Raw genomic sequence first — 18644 nt, 5'->3', positions numbered from 1 at the left:
TCGCTATGGCCTGCACCGGGACGCCGCCGCGGCAGGCCCCGTCGAGGTCGCCAGGGACGGCGCGAGGGACGTGAACCAGGGCGCGCCGGAGTAGAGCCGAATGCCCGCCGAGTATCGCCCCGGCTTCACCGTGACGTCGGTGATCTCGGCCTCGTTGCCGAAGACGTCCGTCACGCGTGCCGTGAACGGGCCCCGTCCGGCGCCGGAGAGGGTCCAATAGTTGTCGGCCCGCCGGGTGAGCTGTTGCCACGGACCGCCACCTGCGGGCCGGACAGCCGCCTCGCGCAAGGGATTTCCGGTGCCGGCGAACAGAATGCCGAACCAGGATGGGGAAGAGTCCTGCTTGACCTCGAAGGTCAGCTCCTGCACCGGTTGCGGGTCGCGGACCAGGCGGTAGCGGATCGGAGCCACCCCGTCGTCGGGATCGGCGATCAGCTCGAACGCGGCCGCGCTCAGATTCAGTTCTTCCCCAGCGCATGCCGGACAGTGGTCCACCACCAGCGCCCGGACCGGACCGCGTGGGCCCTGGATGTCCAGATACGCCCCGCAGAGGTCGGCACGACCGTAGTCGGAGGTGGACAGCCCGGCGTAGTACCCGTCCGGCGGCAGCTCGCGGAAGGAACACGACACCTGCTTGCCGAACCTGTTGTAGCGCGCCTCGGCGGACCTTTCCGGCCCGAGCGGCGCGAAAGTCATGGCGCTCACCGGTAATCGCGAGGGCGAGGACGCCTCGTTCAGTGCGGTCGCGGCACCGCAGCTCGGCGCCGACGGCCGCACCAGCCAGACGACCACCGCGACGGTGGCCAGCACGCCTGCGGCAAACCACAGCCATTCGGAACGGAATGGCCGCTCTTGGATCGGTACCCGGTGCATCGCTTCCCCGACTCCGGCTCACCTGCTCGCGGACTGTCCATCCTGACTTCACCAGGAAAGCAGCCCCGCGCCTCGTGTGCACCGCGAACGAAAATTCTTCATTGTGAAAGAGCACCCTTTCGTAGCGAACTCGCAACCTGGCAAGGGTTCTACACCGCATCTGACATGGGACTGCTGCACGACGAGGTGTCAACCTGTCACCTCGTCGTGCAGCAGTCCCAGGCCCTGTATCCGCCGCAGGCGATGGGATCGCCGCTCGGCGAGTAGGCCAAAACGAACAATCCAGTGGGATCAGCTGTTGACCGCGTGCAGCGCGTCCAGGTCCATGATCGCCGTGGATGTGCGGTGCACGATCGCGCGACATACCTCGTCGGGTTGGAATTCGGGCATGAGGGCACTGCGCCCGATGGTGATCATCCATGCGAAATAGGGATAGAGGCACTGCTGTCGGTAGGCCAGCCATGCGGCCTCGAAAGGCAAGGCAGGCCCGCCTGCCGCGTGCAGGCGGTCGACATAGAACTCGATGAGCTCACGCTCCCACGCCCGGCGATCCTCCACCTCGAGCCCGGAGGTGATCGTGTAGGTCACGTCGAAAGCCCAGCTGCCCCGCAGTACCAACTGCCAGTCGGTGAAACCCATGCTGCCGTCATCGCACACATACGCGTTGCCGATGTGGGGGTCCCCGTGCAGCAGTGTCTGCGCGCTTCGTTCGGCGATCAGTAGGGACTTCTCACACGCGTCATAGAGTTCGTCCTGTACGGGAGGCAGCGTGTCGGGCACGAGCTGGGGAGCGCGCTCGAGCCCGACACTCGCTCGTTTCCTCATTCCGAGGAGCCGGTCGAAGTTGCGGAAGTGCGCGCTCGGCGTCTTCAACCATTTGTGCGACTTCAGTTCGGGCGACTCCCAGTAGTGACCGTGCCAGACTGCCATGTTCGCCAGCAGGTCTTGTATCTGCTCCCGGGTGATGGGCTCCATCGGGGTGCAGAATCGTGCCTGCTTGGTGACGCTGATGTCTTCGAGCAGCGTGAGTGACCGGCCGGTGCGCAAATCCGCGGCGCCGAAATATCCGTGTGGAGCCTCGATATTCAGCTCTGGACGCAAGTACTGGAAGAACCCAGGCTCACCGGGCAGCGCGTGTGCCAAGTATTGCGTCAGACGTTGGGTAAAGGTCGACGTTGTCTTAGCGAACAGATGCTCAGGCAACTGAGCCTTCCGACCGGCCTCGTTGTAGCTGACCGTAGCCTTCCACCGGCTTGTCGTACCAACGCTGGCATCGACGATCTCGAACGATTCCACCTCCGCCCCAGGATGTTCGGCCGCAAGCACCGCGGTCAGCCACTGCGCGTCGACCTCGCGCTTCTTCATCGGAATCTCGACAACTCTGCGCCGAAAGATCCTCTCCGCCAGCACGTGGCCGCCGAGTCTCAGTATCCCGGGCAGCACTCTTTGTGCTGGACCGCTTGTCGATGCCTCGCCCACGCCATCGCCTTCCTCGACTCATCACGCTTCACAGCTACCTGGTGGATGGCAAGTATGCGGCAGCACATTCGCCCCCCGCGTTGCCCGCGCGTCGGGTAACGGGAGTCCGTGGGTGCGGACATTCCGGCGGATCACCACTGCCACCTGCCAATACGCGCGGCTCTCGATCGCGTGGTAGGCGCACAACATGGCGCGGTTCGCAGTGTGGTTGGCGCGCGGTGCCCCTGCTACGCGAGGACATCCGCCATCGTCATGTCCGAGTGGCCCATCTCTGCTGGGCTCGACGGAGCGTGCCGGGATCGGAGTAGCCGAGACGCCTGGCCAACGATGTCAGGGTGTCGTCCGGGCTGGTATGGGAGCGGTGTTCCGCCAGCGCGCTGCGTGCGCGGTCGAGTTCGCGAGTCCAGGTGGTCCCCTCGTCGGCAAGCCGTCGCTGCAGACTGCGCCTGCTTGTCGCCATGTACCGCGCGGCGCGATCGATGGTCACTCGGCCGTCGCCCAGCATCGCGGTCAGTGCATGGTGCACCTGACTGGACCATGTGGTGTCGACGCGGCGCGGTGGCGGCAGAGCTGCCGCGCACCGGCGCAAGATGTCGGCCAGTGCGAGGTCGGCTGTTCGCAGCGGCATCGCCAGATCGACTGTACGGAAGGTGATCTGGTCTGTCGGCGCACCGAAATCGACCCGACGGGTGCCGAACGCCTCGATGAAGCGGTTGTGTCGCCGTGGCGCGCGCTGCCGGAAGCGGATCCGGACCGGATGCAGATCCCGTCCGGTGGCGTATCGCGCCCGGGCCACGACGGCTGCGAGTGCGAACTGCGTGGCCAGTTGACGTCCGCGTCCATGACCGTTGAGCAACCGGACATCCGCATTCGCCTCGTCCTGGGACTCGTCTGACACTGCGAATCCGACATTGGTGGTGACGAGGCTCGCATGCTGCTCGGAGAGTGCCAGTCCTTCGCCGAGGGTCGGCGCCGTGCTGAACAAGTAGTCGTGCAAACCGAAGCACCCCAACGTGTTCATCTGCCCGACGCGCAACGCTACATGCGGATCGTCCAGCTCGTGCTCGACCAGTTCCCACAGATGCAACTGGCTATTGCTGGGCACCATGGTGTCACTGCTCGCCAACACCCACTCCGGCAGATCCGCCGCTCGAGCCAGCTGCCGCCGCGACGATCCAACCAAACCGGCATTGTCCAAGATGAATTTCGAGAACGAAACGTTGTCCACCGTATCCAATTGCGAACACCTAATCAGAACGAACGGGCATGGCCGGCACGCCCCGATCGGCGACGCTCCTCGGAGGATAGTCGAGCACCGCGGCCACAGCATCGAGCACCACTCCTGGTGCAGCGGTCGAACGCGACACCGAGCACATCGGTGGGGAGATATTGGCGCGGTTCGCTTGCCTGCTGGCACGAACAGCACTTTTCGTTCAGCCCGATGTGATGTCACCATCGTCGGGTTGACAACCTCCGTCACCACTGCTGGCGATCGCAGTCGGTCCTCATTCACCCAGCACGAGCGAAGACCCGTCGGAAGCAAGCAGTTAGGACAACGATTGCCGCATCGGAATCTTCCCCCGCTCCCGCCCCATGCCCCATCCTGTCCGATCGTCCATGGCGCGCCGATGGCTTTCGACGGTCCGAGGGTGCCGCTGTACTCGCCGGAGTTCGCCGCCGACCCGCACCACGCCTACCGCGAAATGCGCAACCGGTACGGCTCTTTGGCACCAGTAGAGCTGGCGCCAGGCGTGCCCGCCACGTTGGTGGTCGGGTATGACACCGCGCTGCGGATCCTCAACGATCCCGAACGCTTCCCTGCCGATCCGCGCACCTGGCAGAAGAACATCCCTGCCGACTGCCCTGTCCTGCCGATCATGGAGTGGCGTCCCACCGCGAGTAGAAACTCCGGAGTGGAGTTCCTGCGCTATCGGCAGGCCATCACAGCCAGCATCAGTGAGGTGGATCTGTACGCTCTCCACACCACTGTGGAGGAGATCGCCATCCCGCTGGTGAACACCTTCTGCCAGGCCGGCACGGCCGATTTGATCAGCCAGTACGCGTTCCCACTGACGTTCGAGGTCGTCAATGCCCTGCTCGGCTGCCCGGCGGAGATCGGACAGCGAGTCGCCACCGGTATGGCCGCGCTCGTCGAGGCCGTCGAGGCCGAGAACGGCAACAAGATGATCAGCGAGGCGATGCTGGAACTGGTGGCGCTCAAACAAGCCGAACCCGGTCCCGACATCACCTCGATCCTCCTGCGGCAGCCCGCCGGACTCGATGAACAGGAGATGGTCCATCAAGTGGCGGGCCACTACGGCGCCGGGATCGAATTCCAGCAGAACCTGATCGCCAACACCTTGCTGCTGATCCTCACCGACGACCGCTTCGGCGAAAGTGTCCTGGGCGGGACCCTGTCCACCCGCGACGCCCTGGACGAGGTCTTGTTCAACGACCCGCCGCTGGCGAACTTCCTCACCACCTACCCGCGTCAGCCGATCCTCATCGACGACGTCTGGCTGCCCGCGCATCAACCGATCCTCATCAGCATGGCCGGCTGCAACAACGACCCCGCGATCCGGACCGAAGATCACACGGGCAATCGCTCGCACCTGGCGTGGGGCGTCGGCCCCCACGCCTGCCCCGCGCAATCGCTCGCCTATCTGGTCGCTCAATACGCCATCGATCAGCTTCTCGATGCGCTACCCGAAATGCGGCCGGCCATACCGGCCGGCGCACCGACCTGGCGGCCCGGTCCTTTCCACCGGGCCCTGGCGGCTCTGCCGGTCACCTTTCCCCCCTCCGCTCCGCTGCACCTGTACTGAGAATGGATGTTCACAGAGGGCAAAGATGACCAGCACCGCACTCGATCAGCCAGTCGCCTAGGCTCGATGACATGCCAGGCTGCCCGACGATGCCAGACGGTGGAACAACGTGAAGGCCGTCGTCTACGACCGCTACGGTGGGCCGGAGGTGCTGTCGATCGCCGAGGTCGCAATACCATCACCTGGGCAGAGGCAGGTACTTGTCCGGGTTCACGCCACATCGGTCAACATTTCGGACTGGGAGTGCTTACAGGGGACACCGTTGTATGCACGCATCGGCGGGTTGCGGTCGCCTGCGCGGCAGGTTCTCGGGTCCGATATCGCCGGGCGGGTCGAGGCCGTCGGCTCTGGCGTCACCCGGTTCCGGCCCGGCGACGAGGTCTATGGTGACAATCTCGACCTCAAGGGAGGTTTCGCCGAGTACGCCGTGGCTTCCGAGTCCGCTCTGGCACTCGAGCCGGAGTCGCTGACATTCGCCGAGGCGTCGACGCTGCCGCAGGCCGCCGCGATCGCGCTGCAGGGGACAGCCGGTGCCGGTGCCGGTCCCGGGAAGTCGGTCCTGATCAACGGTGCGGGTGGCGGCTCAGGATCGTTTGCGATCCAACTCGCCAAGAGTGCCGGAGCCCACGTGACCGGGGTGGATAACGTCTCCAAACTGGAGTTCATGCGCTGCCTCGGGGCGGACGAGGTGATCGACTATCGCGCTCAGGACTTCACCCGAGCCGGACCCTACGACCTCGTGCTCGACCTCGTCGCGCACCGTTCGGTATTCGCGTATCGCAGGGCGCTCGTTCGCGGCGGTCGGTACCGCTGTGTCGGAGGGACCACGCGGGCGTTGCTGCGCGTTGTGACGGTCGGTGCACTCATCGGGATGACGACCGGCCGCCGCGTGGGGGTCCTCGCGGTGAAGCTGGGGCCGGCGCATTTCACCCCGCTCGCCGAACGGCATGCCGCCGGGCACGTCGACATCCACATCGACCGCCGTTTTGCACTCGACGAGGTGTCCGAGGCACTGGCACATGTCGGCGAGGGACACGCCCTCGGCAAAGTGGTGGTCGAGATTGCTCGAGAACGCGACACTGCACGTGCAACTAGAAAATCTCCTGTGTGAACGAGAGTTGTTCATTCGCGCGGGAACCGCTGTAGCGGTAGTCGCTGGGAGTTCGCCCGTAGATGCGGTGGAACAAGCGGCTGAAGTGGGCGGCGTCGGAGAATCCCCACCGGCGAGCGATGGTGTGTATCGGATGGGAGGCCAGGCGTGCGTCGGTCAGGTCGCGGTGGCAGCGTTGAAGGCGGCGTCGGCGTATCCAGGCGGCCGGGGTGGTGTCGGCGTCGGCGAACAATTTCTGGAGCGTGCGCAGTGAGATGTGATGTGCCAGGGCTATCTGTCGAGGCGTAAGAGCGGGATCGTCGAGATGGTGGTCGATGAACTCGTGAATCTGGGTGCGTAGCGCGCGGCGACGCGCCTGCGGCGTGAGCTTGTCGTGCGCCTGCAATGGCACCGCGAGGGTGGCGGCGAGCAACTCGAGGGGGACCGAGGCGAGTGTGGGAATCTGCGCGGATGTGAATTCCTCGGCACGGGCGGTCAGTTCGGTCAGCCGTCGAACTGATCTCGTCGTGCCAGGCTTGTTATGTCGAACTCCCGCAACAGCATCGCTACCCCCTCGCGACCGTTTCCTTCTCCCATTGTGCTACAGACGAATTCGGTCGGACAGAACGACGTGCGGCGTTCCGGCCCTGCTCTCGCCGGATCCAGCAGTCCGTCGTGCCGCTGTCCGGGGGTGAACGGCTCGGCGGGATTCGCCGCCGTCTCCGGCGTATCTCCCGGCGAATCGCGGCAACGGTGTTCTGCGCGAATGGACAAGCACGGTGCGCGATTGTCTGAGGACACCTCCCGAATCCTTCCGCATGCTGGACTCGATCCAAGCTCTCGGCGACTAGCCGCCGTGGCCTCCATCGCAGTATCACATCTATTTGCTGACATCGTCGCGCGGTCAGCCGAAGTTGCCTGGGCCGCGTGCCGGTGCGGAACCTCTAGAGAACGGAAAGATTCGATGCGAAAGACGATGCGAAAGAACAGCCTTCGAATTGCCGTCGTGTCCGCCGCTGCCGCATCGGCATCGGTGTATGCCTTCGGCATCGCAGGCCCTGCTGAGGCTGCGACCGCCGATTGCACGTGGTACCTCGGCCATGTGGGCTACAACGTCGGAGAAAGATCCCGCGACGCGTGCACGAAAGCGGCAGGTAACTATCTGGGCGAGGGGTGGGCCTATTGCGACGACGACCTGCGTGCGCTCGGTGTCCATCCGAACCACTCGTCCGAAGCGTGCTGGCGGGGCGGTTGGTAGGGCCCAACGCGCTACGGATTCCGGATGACCCGGCACCGATTTCCCGCGGCGAAAACCTGCGCAGGCAGGTCTTTCGTTACGACTGGTATCGGTGGCAGGAGGTGGCGGCGATTGCGGCCGTGAGTTGGCGCCCATCGTGACCGCCCCTGCGGCGGAACCGGCCATACCCACCGAGCCGCCGGCACCGCGTCTGTGCCCGCATTCAGCCGCCCGGGCTCGGCCCGCACGCTCCGCACCCGGCTCATCGACCTCGGATACCTCGATGCCCAACATATTGTGTTGCCGACCGCAGCATCCAGCTGAACGGCACGAGACAGCCTCGAAGCGGCAGATCATGCCAAGATCTCGCCACCCGAATGATGGGTTGATCTGTAGTTACAGCGCCTGCTGCCGCCAATCGTTACCGAATATTCGCAATAACTTGCCCATTCGATCCGTGCGTGTTCAGTGTGCGCGAAGCCTGTTCAGCGGGAACCGATCCGGGTTCGTGCTGTGGCAGCACGAAAGGCGTCCGGTTCCAGCGAACTGCGGACTCGAACGAGGCTGAGGAGGAGCTGGAGCCCGGCGAGCTCAGCCGCCGGGGAGGCGAACGGGTTCTTCCGCTGAGGTCTCCATGATGGTTCTATCGGGGATCTGTGACGTCACCTGTCGGTGGATGTTGGCGTCGGTGCCGGCCGGGAGTTATCCGTATCGGCAAATTTCGACGTGGTGATCTCGGTCGCGGTGCGCGGATGCTTCCGGTCGGAATCGTCGGCAAGTTCCAGGAGATGTGCCAGCCGGCGGTACGGGTTGTACCAGGGCACACCCCGGTCCCGCACTGCCCGGGCCCGTGCTTCGATCTCCGGCACGGCCTGGAGTTCTCGACGAACTGTGTGGGCGCGACGGATTCTCTGCCACTGCTGGCTCGCGGCGATGAACCGCTGTCTTTCCTGCACGGAGAGGCCGCAGCCATGAACAGTCTGGGCGTGTAGCACCCAATAATCGCCGATGGGATACTCTGCTTCAACCCAACCGTCGAGGAGTGCGCGCGCGAACGCTACCGACGATGCGGGGTCCACCGCGTTGATCACATCCTGTACACCGGCGTAGTCGCGGCCCGGCCTACACATCATGAGCATTGTGATCAGGTCGATGACAGCTTGTGACGGCAGGGCGGAGCGTCTGTGGTGCAGTAGTATCCGCGGCAGCCGATCGAGTACGATCCAACGGCTCGGCTTGGGGATTCGTTTCGGTAAGAGAAGCCTGGGGTCGGTATCCAGGATCGCCGCGACTCCCGCCGGAGCACGCGGATCAAGGCGATCTGCTGCATTAGTCAGGGCATCGCGGTATCCGGCCTCGGCCAAGACTCGAAGGGCGGCTGCGGCGCGGAAATGGTCGCGACCCGTTCGACCGAGCGCGATGGCTATCAGATCGAGTGCGGCGCCGTCGAGGTGGCGGTCGAACCAACGCAGCGCGACCGTGCGTCGCCGGTTCGCTGAATACAGCCAGCGCGCCATGAAGATCGACACCGCGGTGCCGTCGACCGGCTCGAGAACGCTGGCCAGGCTATTCGGGCGACGCGGCACCGCGGCCATTACAAAATCGGCGGCATCGTCTTCGAACAAACCCAACAGCCTGCGATATACCGCTGGTTCACCGTTGGTCGGCCATCGAACAGGTTCACGCACGCGCCGGCGTGCCAAGTCGGGCGGTGCAAGTGCGAGAACGTACGGCGACAGGGGCTGGTACTCGTAGACGGTGACGTTTCTCGCCGCGTTCGCCTGCGTTCCTTCGAGCCAGTCGCGGCTGACGTCCAGCGGGGTCTGTGCCCACTGCTGGCGCTCTCCCGCCCTCCAACGCAATGACAACGCCCGATGACAGACAACAGAGTCGATGACCGTACGAAGCGGTCGGCGATATCGCCACCACGGCGGCTCCGCCAATACCGACGGCAAGTCGGTCGCCGCAGCGTCAGGCACATCGAAATCGCTCATATTCCGACCATCCCATAAGGCTGGAAGAACCCATGCCACGACCGAGAACCCCTTGCGCTCCCTCCATCACCCCTCGGCACGCCGGTCGAACGACATCAATTTTCACCGTCAAAGATCTCCGATCATCCCGACCATCGGTCTCCGAATTCACCGATGAACGAGGTCGGAATTCGGTGGCATAACCACCATGAGCTGGTGGGCGAGCATCGCGAAGTCGACCGCAGTCCGGTCACTGAGTCCGAACGTGATCGACAGGTGCAGGGGTCAGCGTTCGTCGACAAGGCTTCCTGGAGAACACGATCACCCCGGATGCGCTCGAGCTCGACGCCGAGTAGGCCCAGATGCCAAGTCAAGTGGTGATCGGTGACCGGGGAAGTTCCGAAAACGGAGTCGGTAGAGACGATCACGTGCGGGTTCAAGGTGCCCGGCCATCGGTGTTGCCGGTAGGTCAGCCAGTCGGTCAGGACGTCGTGGGTGAACTCGGTGAGCTGGTGAACGGTCCCGCCGATCCGGATCCGCCGGCGCGACAGGTCAACGTCATCGAGCACGAGATTCCGCAGCGGGTTCGCTCGGACAGCATAGACCGCGACCAGACCGACAATGACGCGCTGCATCGGCGTCACGGCCATGGCGGTCACCGCGTCCACCTGATCGTCGGTCATCGGCAAGAGCACGCGCGACGGCGCCGTGCCGACCCGCAGGCGACGGGTGGGGTCAACGAAGATCAAGTGGTGCCGTTCGGCGAACTGGAACAGCGAGCGCAGCGCGACAAACGTTCCGATTCGCTTGTGCCCGGTGAGCCGGTTCAGCACTGCGGACACGTCTGCCTGGGTGATCTCGCGCAGGTGCGATCGGGTGCTCGCCCACTCGGTCAATGGCGGGTGTGCCCGGCTGAAGTAGGCGTGCAACGTCGCCTCCGCCCGAGGTCGCGCCCGTTCCTCGCCTTCGTGAAGCACCAGCAACCAGGCCCGGACGTCGTCACGGAATCCCGCTGGGAGAGTTGCAGTTCGGCGGTCGACCCACTGACGTGTCGGTGACTCGGTGTCATCGACCAGCAGACCACACTGATCGAGCAGCCGGGCCACGATCCGGGACTGCCAGATGTTGCCCAGTTCGGCGCGGACCTGGCTGAGCCGGATCGGCTTTTCTTCACCAGTGGCCGCCAATACGCGCCGCAACTGATCGCCCTTGCGTCTCAGCGTTTCGACGCTCCAGCCGCCGATATGGGCCATATCGAACAGTCGTTCCAGGACTTCTTGCCCGGCTCGGTCGGTTGGTTCGCCGAAGATCTCGGCGAACCGGAGGCCGACGAGCGGACGGGGCCGACGTTGGCGTGTGTGAACCTGGCGGCCATAACAGGCGTCGCAGTAGATGCGGGGCCGCCCCCTCCGCTGGCCGCTGTGGTCGATCGGCGCACCGCATTGGGCGCATTGACGGTCGCGGTATGTCTCCGGGGCGGCGGCCTGGGCGGCTCGATCGCCGCAAGGGTCGGTGGGCCGGACCTCGTCGCGCTGGCGAGATCGGGGTGTTCGGAACCGGCGGCCGCGGCAGCCGTCGCAGTAGATGCGGGGTCGTCCGGCCTTCCGTGCGCTGCGTTCGAGTGGTGTGCCGCACTGGGCACACGAGTCGTCGCGGTGGCCGTTGGGGCCTTCGGTTCTGCGTTCGGCTGTCTTCGACGGTCGGCAGGTCAGGCAGTATTGGCGCGGGCGACCGCCGCGTGGGGAGGTGCTGGGCTCGATTGGGCCGCCGCATTCCCCGCAGCCGGGTGCGGTCATCGAGGCGGCAGGGATCGGCCTGTTCGGGTCTTCGGGTTGAAAAGGTTGCGGCGCTGCACGACAACGCTGTTCGAGCGGACCGACGCATCGTTGAACAAGACGGTTATCTAACTCATAGCAACGGCCGCTGGCGCGAATTGCGGGACATCGGCCAGACGAATGGGCCGACGCGGTGGACTTCGATCGCCGCATTCGCCACGGAGTTCCCTCTGCCATCGCCTCCGGCTCCCCGCTGAATGGCCAAGCATTTCTGCATCGTTCGCGAGTTCCGCTGGATGAGGCTCCGATCGACCACGTCACATCCAGCGAGTGGCGCTCGCGCCAGACCGACATCTTCGACCAGATCGCCGATGTCGAGGTCGGAAGTCTGGCGAGACCGACACGGTAGGCAGGCACCGGCCGATCGGAAATGATCCGGCGCGGCTGCGGCCCGACCGGATCGTGCGGCCCGTCAATGTCTGCGCGCGTGCCGAGGGAAAAGGTTCCGGCCCGCCTCCTGCGCCACCTCGGCCAGCGCGCGGGCCAGCCGCGCGGTGTCCAGCACCGCTCGGTCGGCACCGACCCGGCCCGACAGCGACACGGCGGCCACCGCGGCACCGCGACCCCGAATCGGCACAGCCACACACGCGATGCCCGTCACCGACTCCTCGTTGTCGACGGCGACACCCTGGCGGTTACGGATGCGACTCAGTTCGCGATGCAGTTCGGCACGGTCGGCAAGGGTCCGTGCGGTCAGCTGCGGCAGGCGATCCCGGAAGGACGCTTCCACGATGCTCGGCTCCAGCGTGGCCAGCAGCGCCTTGCCCAGTGCCGTGCTGTGGGCGGGCATCCGGCCGCCGAGCCGGGTGGGTACGGTCGCGGCGCACCGGCCTCCGACTTTGTCCAGGTACAGCACGTCGTGCCCGTCCAGAACACCGAGGTGACCGACCATGCCGGTCTGCTGGTGCAGGTCGTGCAGCAGCGGACTCACCGCGTCCCGAATCTCGTTGTGCTCGGCCGCGAGTCCGCCCAGCTCCAGCGTGCGCAGTCCGAGCCGGTAGCCGCCCGGCGCGTGGGCGAGCCAGCGCAGCCGGATCAGCTGATCAAGGATACGGTGCACGGTGGACCGCGGCAATCCGGTGCGCTCGGCGAGTTCGACGAGCGTCAACGTCGGCGTCGCGCCGTCGAAAGCTTCCAGTATCAGCGTCATCCGCTCGATCATCGACACCGGCGGCTGGCCCGGCCGTGCCGCCGATCCTGAGCCGGTCCACCACTCCCCGGGCTCGAAATCGGTCATCACCTCGACCGTCATTGCCAACCTCCACGCATGCTCGCGTAGAGCTTAGGAGCAATCCTCTCGTACAGGGGTAATTCACTGATCATTTCGACGCGCCGCCGCCGAGCGCGCGGGCCTGCGAGCGGCTCACGCGCCGACGGCGCCTGTGTTCGCAGATGACGGCCCGATCCAGCCGCTAGGCGGATCCGGACGCGGAATCCGCGACGGTGAACAGCCACTCGCGGGTGTACCGCTCGGCCAGCAGCGGCAAGTAGTTCACGATGGTGGCGTGGTCGGCGAAATGGTCGTACGACGAGTGCAGGTGATCCTCGATCGCGGCCTCGCTGACGACGCCGTCGAATTCGTCCTCCAAGCGCTGCGCGGCCGCTTTCAGGGCGAGTTCCTGGTCGAGGGGGGTCTGCTGGTTCGGGTCATGGGTGGCAGGACGGTCGGTCATCGCAAGGTTCCCTTGGTCGTGACGAGATCGGTACCTCGGGCGCTGTCGTAGCCGCACGATAACGCCCGACGGTGGGGTACCCGGTCGGGCCGGTTCGACACCCCGGACTGAAATAGAACACGTTCTTGTCCTGGAAGGCGGCGCGTGCCAGGCTCGACAGATGGATCTCGACGCCATCGAAGCCGTCCGCCGGCTGAAGTACCGCTACTTCCGGAGCCTCGATCTCAAAGACTGGGACGCGTTCGCCGACACCCTCGCCGTCGACGCGGAAGGACGCTACGGCACCCACGCGATGGGCGAGCCGCTGCACCTGGACGGCCGCGACGCCATCACCGCGTTCATGCGGGAGAACCTCGGCCCCTCGATCGTCTCGGTGCACATCGCCAACCATCCGGAGATCGATGTCGACGGCCGAACGGCCACGGGATCTTGGGCATTCGAGGACACCGTGATCGCCACCGAATACGGCGTGCTGATCCGGGGGGCCGGTTACTACACCGACACCTACCGCCGCGACGCCGACGGCAAATGGCGCATCACCTCCACCGGCTATCGCCGCATCTACGAATCCATGCAGTCGCTGGCGGACACGCCCAGCTTCCAATTGCTGTCCAATATGTGGGCGCCGGAGAAATGACCGCCCAGCGCCCGACGCGAAATCGGTCCACTATCGGCCCGGTGGCGCTGGACTGCCCGGCGCCGCCCGGTGGATGCTGCGAACATGCCCTCCCTAGCGCCTGATGAATTCACTCCCGAAACCACCTACCTGAACACCGCCTCCTTCGGGCTGCCGTCCGCCCGTGCCCTGGCCGCGGTGCGCGACGCGAGTGCGAGCTGGGCGTCCGGCCGCGGTGCGCCGACATCCGAGGTCGATCGCCTGGTACCCGACCTGCGTGCCGGGTTCGCCCGGCTGCTCGATGGCGCGACCGCCGACGACATCGCGCTCGGCAGTGGTGTCGCCGGCCTCATCGGCCCCGTGGCCACCGCACTGCCGCCCGGCGCGGAGGTCCTGCTGCCGGAAGGCGAATTCTCTTCCGTCTCCATGCCTTTCGTGTACCGTGGCGACCTCGTCGTGCGCTTCGTGCCCTTGCACGAGCTGGCCGCGCACGTGCGACCGGAGACCGCGCTGGTCGCTGTGAGCGTGGTCCAATCCGCGGACGGCCGCGTCACCGATCTGGCCGAGTTGCGCGCGGTCACCCGGGCCAACGATGCGCGCCTGCTCGTGGACGCCACCCAGGCCGCGGGCTGGCTGCCACTGCGCTTCGCCGAGGCGGACTACTGGGTCTGCGCCACCTTCAAATGGCTGATCGGCGCGCGCAGCGTCGCGTTCCTCGCCACTGCGCGCGACCTCGTCCCGCAGCTGCGCCCGGTCGGCTCCAGCTGGTACGCCGCCGAAGACCGCTGGGCCGAGCTCTACCGCCCGGTCGCGCTGCCCGCGACGGCACGGCGGTTCGACACGACACCCGATTGGCTCGGCGTCGTGGCGGCCTCGGCCGGACTGTCGCTGATCGAGGAACTCACCGTCGACAAGATCGGCGCGCACGACCTCGAACTCGCCGACCGCTTCCGCGACGGCCTGCGCGACCTCGGCTTCGAGCCCGTCGAAGCGCGCTCGCCCATCGTCTCCGTGCCCGGCGCGGCGGACTTGGCCGCCCGGCTCGCGGAGGCCGAAGTGGTCGCCTCGGCACGTGGCGGCGGGTTGCGGTTCGCGTTCCACCTCTACAACAGCGCCGACGACGTCGAGCGGGCACTGTCGGTGCTGCGCGCCGGTTAGCCCGTGGCGGCCGCGTGCCGCCCGGCCGCACCGGGCTCCAGCGGGCCTGATGCGCGGCACGCCACGGGCTAGTTGACCGCACTGCCGGTCAAGGGCTCAGGGCCGGAGCGCCGACCCCACCGAACATCGAGCGGGCGCTGCCCTGGCCGCATGCCGGACAGTGCCCGAGCGGCATCCGAGTGCGCCCCGGCCCGTCAAGGAACAGACGGGCCCGATGACGCCGCACGCCTGCGGAGCCGCGCGACCTCACCGCCGGTCAAGGACCCAGGGCCGCAGTGCGGGACGAGCACCACCGAGTTGAATATTCCCCGAACGGCGGCCGCGTGCGACCCCGCCCGTCAAAGACCAGACGGGCCCCATGACGCGGCACGCCTGCGGAGCCGCGCGGCCGCAGTGCCGGTCGAGGGCTCAGAGTCGCACCGCAGTGCGAAGCCCGCCGAAGCCTCGAGCAGTGCTGTCCCCGCCGCATGCCGAATAGCCCCCCGCGCGTAACCGCATGGCCGCATGATCGGTCGGCAACCAGGGAAGCCCGGATACCCGCGATCACCGACCAGGGCGGTGTGCGGGAGCGGTGATCAGTGGGAGATCCAGCGCGGTGAGAATTCCGGCGGGGGCGGCGACCACAGCGGGGACGGCGTTGACGATGCGCAGGCCGGTCGCCAGGACCGTCGCGTAGTTGTGATCCCCATTGCGGCTCGAGGTCACCAGATCCAGCGCGTAATCGGGCTCGCCGGTGATCTCGACCCGGTAGGAGCCCTCGGGGTGCGCCGGCTGCGGCCAGTCCGGGCACAGGTCGGGGCGCAGCCGGGTCACGTGCTCGAGCACCGTGACCGGCACGTCCCCGACCATGCCCCGAACTTCGAACCGCAATGCCGCCGCGGTTCCCTCGGCGATGTGGCCGGTCGCGATGTCGAACGACTCCGGCGCGGGGATGCGCTCGTAGGACTGCGTGACGGCATCGAGGGTGACACCGATCCCGGCCGCGAGCTGACGGACCGTGCCACCCCAGGCCAGCGACAGCACGCCGGGCTGCAACAGCATGGGGATCTCGTCGACGGGCTTGCCGAAGCCCATGATGTCGAACATGACCGCACGGTTGTCGTAGCTGGCGTAGTCCACGATCTCCAGACAGCGCACCTGGTCGACCCGCAGACAGGTCCCGGCGAGCGCGAGCGGGAGCAGGTCGTTGGCGAAACCGGGGTCGATGCCGTTCACCCACAGCGACGAATTGCCTTGCGCGGCCGCCTCCTGCACCGGCTTCAGCAGCTCGTCGGGCAGCACGCCGTAGGGGTACTGGAAGAACACCGGTGCGCAAGCGACGACATTGATCCCGGCGGCCAGGATGCGCTGCAGATCCTGCACGGCTTCGAACAGCCGGTTGTCGGTCATCGAGCAGTAGACGACGCAGTCCGGGCGCGACGCGAGCAGTGCGTCGGCGTCGGTCGTGGCGGTGACGCCGACCGGATGATCGAGCCCCGCGAGGGTTCCGGCGTCCGTGCCGCTCTTGGCGGGACCGGACACCCACACGCCGGTCAGTTCCAGTTCGGGATGGGCGATGACGCCGGCCAGGGCATGCCTGCCCACGTTGCCGGTGCCCCACTGCACTACGCGATATGTCATGTCACAGATCCGGGATCGGGAGGTCGAGGTTCGGGATGATCAAGCCGCCGTCGGGCTCGAGAATCTTGCCGGTGAGGTACTTTCCCGCGGGCGACACCAGATAGAGCGCGGCGGCGGCGATGTCTTCGGGTTCGCCGATGCGATGCAGCGGTGTCTTGGTCTCCAATTCCGTGCGCATGGCGTCATTGCTCGCGACGATCTCCAGCGCGGAGGTCAGGATCGAGCCGGGCGCGATCGCGTTCACCCGGATGCGCGGATTCAAGTCGAGGGCGGCGAGCTTGGTGTAGTGAGCGAGAGCAGCCTTGGCGGTGCCGTATGCCGCGAACGCACGGCCGGGCAGCCGCCCCATCGTGGAGGTGATGTTCAGAATCGAACCGCCTCCTGCGGTTTCGAGCATGTGCGGAACCGCGGCCCTGACCAGGGCGTGCGCATTGACGACGTTGAAGTCGAATGCCTGCGCCAGCGCTTGCGGCGTCGTGTCCAGCAGCGGGCACGGCAGTGCGCCGCCTACGTTGTTCACCACGATGTCCAGCCGCCCGAAGCGTTCGACCGCCGACGCGGCGAGGGCCGCCGTGGCAGCGGCGTCGCTCAGGTCTGCCGGCACCACGTGGGCCTGTCGCCCGGCGGCGGCGACCCGCTCGGCGACCTCCTCGAGCTGGCTCTCCGTCCGTGCGGCGATGACGACGTCCGCGCCCGCCTCCGCGAACGCGACCGCGATGGCCGCGCCCAGGCCGCGGCCCGCGCCGGTGACTATGGCGACCTGATCATCGATTCGGAACCGGTCCAGAATCATTCGCGCTCCCTACGCTGATGACGAATATTCGACAGGGCTGTGATCTAATATTCGTCATCGTAAGTCGCTCACCCGAGCCGGGACAAGGGGTTGCCGCCATGCCGGACCGATCCGCGTCGCCACCGACGCGTCGCGTCATCGATATCGTCTCGCTGCTGGCGACCTCCGGTGAGCCGATCAGCGTCGCGGGCATCGCCGAACGTCTCGGTATCGCCCGCGCGACCGCGACCGCGATCCTGGCCGAGCTGGATGCGGCCGGTTGGGTGGCCCGCGACCCGGCCCGCGGCTACGTCATCGGGCCCGCGCTGGCCGGGCTGCACGGTGCCGCCCTCCCGCACGGCGTCGGCGACCTCCTCGCCGGCCTGGCTGCCCGGACCGGCTACGGTGCCACGTTCAGCCGCATCGAACCCGACCGGCTCACGGTGCTCGACGTGCGGCACGGCGGCGACCGCGTCGTTCCCGGAATCCCGGTGGGGCATCGCATTCCCCTCCAGTTCCCAGCCGGTGCCAGCGTCATGCCGTGGCGTCCGGCGAGCGAGCAGAACACCTGGCTGCGCACCGCCACCGAAGACGACCAACGGATGGCCGGTGCGCTACTCGCGCTGGTACGCGATCGCGGGGTGGCTGTCTTCCGGCCACGCGCCGACGACGCGGGGATGGTCGACCTGCTCGCCGATCTGCTCGGCGCGGTGGGATCCGAACTGCTGCAACCTCGTCTGCGCACGCGCGCGCTTCGCCAGCTCGCCGCGCTCACGTCACGGCCCTTCACCCGGACAGAGCTGGATTCGGAGGAGATATTGCCGCTGAGTTATCTGGCGGCGCCGGTTTTCGACGCGAGCGGCACCGCGGCTTACGAAGTGCAGCTGGGACCGTTGCGTTCCGCGACGACGCGAGCCGAACGCGAGGATTTCGTGGACGCGACGCGCAACGCGGCACATGAATTGACGAACGCGCTCGCCATTGATCGGTAAGGAATGTAATTTCCGGATAAACGACGAAAGGCCCCCGACGGTCGTCGGGGGCCTTTCGGAGCCTGTGGGGTGCTCAAACGCGGATAGGGGACCCAGAATCTGGGTCCCCTATCGCAAAGAATGTTCCGGCGGTGTCCTACTCTCCCACACCCTGTCGAGTGCAGTACCATCGGCGCTGGCAGGCTTAGCTTCCGGGTTCGGAATGGGACCGGGCGTTTCCCTACCGCTATGGCCGCCGTAACTCTATGAAACTATCCACACCCCCCACACCCACCCCACCGAATCCCTATCTCAACGATAGGAACCCCGTGGGAGGGGGTGGGCGGTCTGTGTGTTGTTTCAGATACCGCACAGTGGACGCGTAGCAACCTTTGTTGGTAAGTCCTCGGCCGATTAGTACCGGTCACCTCCACACGTTACCGTGCTTCCAGTTCCGACCTATCAACCCCATGGTCTGTGGGGGGCCTTAACCACTCAAGGTGGTGAGAAACCTCATCTTAG

Annotated in this window: 16 protein-coding genes and 2 rRNA genes; 6 read left to right on the top strand and 12 right to left on the bottom strand. The window is 66.4% G+C overall.

What is annotated here, in order from left to right; genetic code table 11:
• Positions 1-3: 3 nt before the first annotated feature.
• The 3 genes from ON19_RS11905 to ON19_RS11895 form a co-directional block, all read right to left on the bottom strand.
• Complete coding sequence (locus tag ON19_RS11905; RefSeq protein ID WP_083899311.1) at positions 4-873, bottom strand: expansin EXLX1 family cellulose-binding protein; 870 nt, start codon at positions 871-873, stop codon at positions 4-6.
• A gap of 291 nt (positions 874-1164) precedes the next feature.
• A complete protein-coding gene (locus ON19_RS11900; RefSeq protein ID WP_051168773.1) occupies positions 1165-2238 on the bottom strand; it encodes a phosphotransferase in 1074 nt (357 codons plus the stop codon).
• A 364-nt stretch (positions 2239-2602) separates the two neighbouring features.
• The gene (locus ON19_RS11895) at positions 2603-3535 is read right to left on the bottom strand and encodes an AraC family transcriptional regulator ligand-binding domain-containing protein (protein WP_157229677.1); all 933 of its coding nucleotides are present in this window, start codon (positions 3533-3535) and stop codon (positions 2603-2605) included.
• Between the two features lie 445 nt (positions 3536-3980).
• On the opposite strand from ON19_RS11895, the gene ON19_RS11890 reads away from it, so the two are divergent.
• Together ON19_RS11890 and ON19_RS11885 are read left to right on the top strand one after the other, a co-directional pair.
• Complete coding sequence (locus ON19_RS11890; RefSeq protein ID WP_051168771.1) at positions 3981-5177, top strand: cytochrome P450 family protein; 1197 nt, start codon at positions 3981-3983, stop codon at positions 5175-5177.
• A gap of 148 nt (positions 5178-5325) precedes the next feature.
• Positions 5326-6288 (top strand): NAD(P)-dependent alcohol dehydrogenase, encoded by a 963-nt coding sequence (locus ON19_RS11885; RefSeq protein WP_255218377.1) that lies wholly within the window; start codon positions 5326-5328, stop codon positions 6286-6288.
• Here the strand turns inward: ON19_RS11885 and ON19_RS11880 are convergent.
• On the bottom strand, positions 6269-6679 hold the full coding sequence (locus tag ON19_RS11880) for a helix-turn-helix domain-containing protein (RefSeq protein WP_218006397.1): 411 nt from the start codon (positions 6677-6679) through the stop codon (positions 6269-6271). The two genes, ON19_RS11885 and ON19_RS11880, sit on opposite strands and share 20 nt — an antisense overlap.
• 552 nt (positions 6680-7231) lie before the next feature.
• Here ON19_RS11880 and ON19_RS41790 point away from each other — a divergent pair.
• On the top strand, positions 7232-7525 hold the full coding sequence (locus ON19_RS41790; RefSeq protein WP_157229676.1) for a hypothetical protein: 294 nt from the start codon (positions 7232-7234) through the stop codon (positions 7523-7525).
• A gap of 641 nt (positions 7526-8166) precedes the next feature.
• On the opposite strand, the gene ON19_RS11875 is transcribed toward ON19_RS41790, so the two are convergent.
• The 4 genes from ON19_RS11875 to ON19_RS11855 form a co-directional block, all read right to left on the bottom strand.
• The gene (locus ON19_RS11875) at positions 8167-9498 is read right to left on the bottom strand and encodes a hypothetical protein (RefSeq protein ID WP_157229675.1); all 1332 of its coding nucleotides are present in this window, start codon (positions 9496-9498) and stop codon (positions 8167-8169) included.
• Between the two features lie 122 nt (positions 9499-9620).
• Positions 9621-10730 (bottom strand): site-specific integrase, encoded by a 1110-nt coding sequence (locus tag ON19_RS11870; RefSeq protein ID WP_051168768.1) that lies wholly within the window; start codon positions 10728-10730, stop codon positions 9621-9623.
• Positions 10731-11724: 994 nt separating this feature from the next.
• Entirely contained in the window at positions 11725-12564 is an 840-nt protein-coding gene (locus tag ON19_RS11860) for an IclR family transcriptional regulator (RefSeq protein WP_043690173.1), read from the bottom strand.
• Positions 12565-12724: 160 nt separating this feature from the next.
• On the bottom strand, positions 12725-12985 hold the full coding sequence (locus ON19_RS11855; protein WP_051168767.1) for a three-helix bundle dimerization domain-containing protein: 261 nt from the start codon (positions 12983-12985) through the stop codon (positions 12725-12727).
• A 160-nt stretch (positions 12986-13145) separates the two neighbouring features.
• Between ON19_RS11855 and ON19_RS11850 the strand changes: the two genes are divergently transcribed.
• Both ON19_RS11850 and ON19_RS11845 read left to right on the top strand, forming a co-directional pair.
• Positions 13146-13622, top strand: coding sequence for a nuclear transport factor 2 family protein (locus ON19_RS11850; RefSeq protein WP_043690171.1), 477 nt, complete (start codon positions 13146-13148; stop codon positions 13620-13622).
• An 84-nt stretch (positions 13623-13706) separates the two neighbouring features.
• Positions 13707-14759 carry an aminotransferase class V-fold PLP-dependent enzyme gene (locus ON19_RS11845; RefSeq protein WP_043690298.1) on the top strand — a complete coding sequence of 351 codons (1053 nt, stop codon included), beginning with the start codon at positions 13707-13709 and terminating at the stop codon, positions 14757-14759.
• 543 nt (positions 14760-15302) lie between these two features.
• Here ON19_RS11845 and ON19_RS11840 read toward each other — a convergent pair.
• Both ON19_RS11840 and ON19_RS11835 read right to left on the bottom strand, forming a co-directional pair.
• Complete coding sequence (locus tag ON19_RS11840) at positions 15303-16379, bottom strand: NAD(P)H-dependent amine dehydrogenase family protein (RefSeq protein ID WP_043690170.1); 1077 nt, start codon at positions 16377-16379, stop codon at positions 15303-15305.
• Position 16380: 1 nt separating this feature from the next.
• Positions 16381-17172, bottom strand: a complete 792-nt coding sequence (locus ON19_RS11835; protein ID WP_043690169.1) for an SDR family oxidoreductase — start codon at positions 17170-17172, stop codon at positions 16381-16383.
• Between the two features lie 98 nt (positions 17173-17270).
• On the opposite strand from ON19_RS11835, the gene ON19_RS11830 reads away from it, so the two are divergent.
• Positions 17271-18143, top strand: a complete 873-nt coding sequence (locus ON19_RS11830; protein ID WP_043690166.1) for a helix-turn-helix domain-containing protein — start codon at positions 17271-17273, stop codon at positions 18141-18143.
• Positions 18144-18266: 123 nt separating this feature from the next.
• Here the strand turns inward: ON19_RS11830 and rrf are convergent.
• Positions 18267-18383: ribosomal RNA gene (rrf, locus tag ON19_RS11825) — 5S ribosomal RNA — on the bottom strand.
• Positions 18384-18516: 133 nt separating this feature from the next.
• Positions 18517-18644, bottom strand: a 23S ribosomal RNA gene (locus tag ON19_RS43275); the annotation flags it as partial.

The sequence above is a fragment of the Nocardia abscessus NBRC 100374 genome (assembly GCF_000308455.1).
In the GTDB taxonomy this organism is placed as follows: Bacteria; Actinomycetota; Actinomycetes; order Mycobacteriales; family Mycobacteriaceae; genus Nocardia; species Nocardia abscessus.
The sequence above is the reverse complement of the archived record's forward strand: the minus strand, read 5'-3'. Positions and strand labels throughout refer to the sequence as shown.

Excerpts from the sequence above, each read along its gene's own strand:
- ON19_RS11860 (WP_043690173.1), bottom strand. The coding sequence starts at position 12,564 with ATGACGGTCGAGGTGATGACCGATTTCGAGCCCGGGGAGTGGTGGACC.
- ON19_RS11850 (WP_043690171.1), top strand. The coding sequence starts at position 13,146 with ATGGATCTCGACGCCATCGAAGCCGTCCGCCGGCTGAAGTACCGCTAC.
- ON19_RS11875 (WP_157229675.1), bottom strand. The coding sequence starts at position 9,498 with ATGAGCGATTTCGATGTGCCTGACGCTGCGGCGACCGACTTGCCGTCG.
- ON19_RS11830 (WP_043690166.1), top strand. The coding sequence starts at position 17,271 with ATGCCGGACCGATCCGCGTCGCCACCGACGCGTCGCGTCATCGATATC.
- ON19_RS11905 (WP_083899311.1), bottom strand. The coding sequence starts at position 873 with ATGCACCGGGTACCGATCCAAGAGCGGCCATTCCGTTCCGAATGGCTG.
- ON19_RS11840 (WP_043690170.1), bottom strand. The coding sequence starts at position 16,379 with ATGACATATCGCGTAGTGCAGTGGGGCACCGGCAACGTGGGCAGGCAT.
- ON19_RS11835 (WP_043690169.1), bottom strand. The coding sequence starts at position 17,172 with ATGATTCTGGACCGGTTCCGAATCGATGATCAGGTCGCCATAGTCACC.
- ON19_RS11890 (WP_051168771.1), top strand. The coding sequence starts at position 3,981 with ATGGCTTTCGACGGTCCGAGGGTGCCGCTGTACTCGCCGGAGTTCGCC.
- ON19_RS11900 (WP_051168773.1), bottom strand. The coding sequence starts at position 2,238 with ATGAAGAAGCGCGAGGTCGACGCGCAGTGGCTGACCGCGGTGCTTGCG.
- ON19_RS41790 (WP_157229676.1), top strand. The coding sequence starts at position 7,232 with ATGCGAAAGACGATGCGAAAGAACAGCCTTCGAATTGCCGTCGTGTCC.
- ON19_RS11845 (WP_043690298.1), top strand. The coding sequence starts at position 13,707 with ATGCCCTCCCTAGCGCCTGATGAATTCACTCCCGAAACCACCTACCTG.
- ON19_RS11870 (WP_051168768.1), bottom strand. The coding sequence starts at position 10,730 with ATGGCCCATATCGGCGGCTGGAGCGTCGAAACGCTGAGACGCAAGGGC.
- ON19_RS11855 (WP_051168767.1), bottom strand. The coding sequence starts at position 12,985 with ATGACCGACCGTCCTGCCACCCATGACCCGAACCAGCAGACCCCCCTC.